The sequence below is a fragment of the Mycobacterium sp. genome, assembly GCF_036488105.1.
In the GTDB taxonomy this organism is placed as follows: Bacteria; Actinomycetota; Actinomycetes; order Mycobacteriales; family Mycobacteriaceae; genus Mycobacterium.
Genome location: NZ_DASXHW010000132.1, coordinates 1 through 1868 on the forward strand (window position 1 = coordinate 1; position 1868 = coordinate 1868).

Below are 1868 nucleotides of genomic sequence, written 5' to 3' on the forward strand. Positions count from 1 at the left end.
TCGAGCTGGCTGTGGGTTGCGGAGTCGAGCTGCCAGACGCCCGTCAGCCCGACCGGGGAGCAGTTCGCCATCCACTTCCAGCCGGTGTCGCTGATGGTTTCCGCCCAGCCCTCGATGAACATGTCGATCGAGGATGCCGGCGCGGTGCCGGGCAGGGCTTGCAGCGTGATCACGTTGCCGACCTCGAGCGCCAGGACCGCCAACAGGAGGGCTGAGTTGGTGAGCAGGTCCAGGGTGAGGTTGGGCAAGCGGGCCACGACCTGGGCGGTCTGGTTCGCCTTCCAGTTCGCCGCGTCGATGAGCTCGACGTCGGTGTTGATCATCAGGGTCGGTGAGATGGCGGCGGTGCCGTTGTCGTCGATCGAGGGCTGGTTGATCGCGCGGAACGTGATGCCGCCCGGTCGGTTGGCCGTGACGTCGTTGATCAGATACGCGTCGTTGGCGGCGAACTTCGCATCGGCAGCGATGTCGTTCTCACCGAGGGTGAGAACGCTGACCGCGTTGTAGCGCCTCGACCGCGAGTGGAAGGTGAGCCGGCCGTCACCGGCCATGAACAGAACGCCGCCCTCGGTGGTCTCCATGTCCTGCATCGCCGCGAGCGGGGACTGGCTGCTGATGATCGCCGGCGACACCGACGTCGACAGCCCGACATCCAGCGCCTGCTCGGCGGTGGGTATGCCCACGTAGCGGGCGTAACGCGCGACGCGTTGGTCTGACCGCTCGCCCGAGAACGCCGTGAAGCCGGCCTGGGCGTGCACAGCGATGCGCGTGGCGCCTAGGTCCTTGGCGTAGACGGCGACGTGGGAAATGGTGGCGTTGCAGACGCTGTGGCTCGAGCCGCCCACCGACAGTTTGTTGATGCCAGGTATGCCGCCGACCAGGCCCACGGTGTAGGTGCCCGTGACGTCCAGCGCACCGTTGATGTAGAGCGAAACGGTGACCGTCGAGCCACTCTTGACCTGCGTGATCGCGACGTGGTGGGTGGCGCTATTGGCCAGGACGAACGTCGAGGTGATGATGACCGATCCGGCGGCAGCCGCGGCCTGCAGATGCCCGGTCGCCGTGATCGACAGCTCGAGGAACAGATCGCCCTGTGTCACCTCACCAACGAGCACGTCCGATGCCACGTTCGACGCGGTGGCCAGGAAGCACTCCATCGTGTTGGCCATATTGCCGAGGACGACGACGCCGGGGGTGACGTCCGCGAACAGGTATTGACCGCTGGCGGAGCTGACGGGCGTGAACACGACGGCCGGCGCCGAGTCCATCGGCGGCCCAGTGCCCTGCCCGAAGTTGATGCTGCCGCCCAGTAGGGCGCCGAGCGCTATCGGTGTGAGGGTGTTGGCGCCGTTGCCGCTGATGTCGCCGGCCATGGTCGAGGTCGACGGCTCACCCAGGGTGTAGTACGCGCTCGGCTGGTCGAGCAGGATTTCCTCGGCGACCGCCGAGCGCAGCGGGTCGTTGTTGCCGAGCCGCTTGAACCGGTCGACAGACGTGATCGCGGCTTCGGAGTAGTCGCCGCCGTCGGGCCACTCGGTGGGGAACTCGTCGATGTAGCCGGTGTGCCGGTAGTAGATCGGCGGCGGGTTGGTGCTGAACGGCGCCGGTGTCGAGCCCTCCTCGAGCAGGTTGTCATCCAGCCAGCACTGCTGCCCAGCGCTCGGTGCGGTGTTTGGCTTGAGCTGCACGAACGCGGTCGGCGAGATCGCGACGAACGTGACGACGATCTGCGCCGGCGCGTTCTTGGTGGCCGTCGGCGTACCGGTCGCCAGTGTTATCGCGCCGCCTCCGTCGAGAACGCTGAGCAGGACGTCAGGCGAAGCAGTCGGCACCCACACCCAGCTGTAGGCGGTATACGTGCGGCCGAC

General features: G+C 66.9%; 1 protein-coding gene. It reads right to left on the minus strand.

Annotation, left to right across the window (positions count from 1 at the left end; translation table 11 throughout):
• Positions 1 to 1868 (minus strand): LamG-like jellyroll fold domain-containing protein (locus VGH54_RS07040; RefSeq protein WP_331511217.1); only part of this gene is annotated, 1868 nt, incomplete at both ends.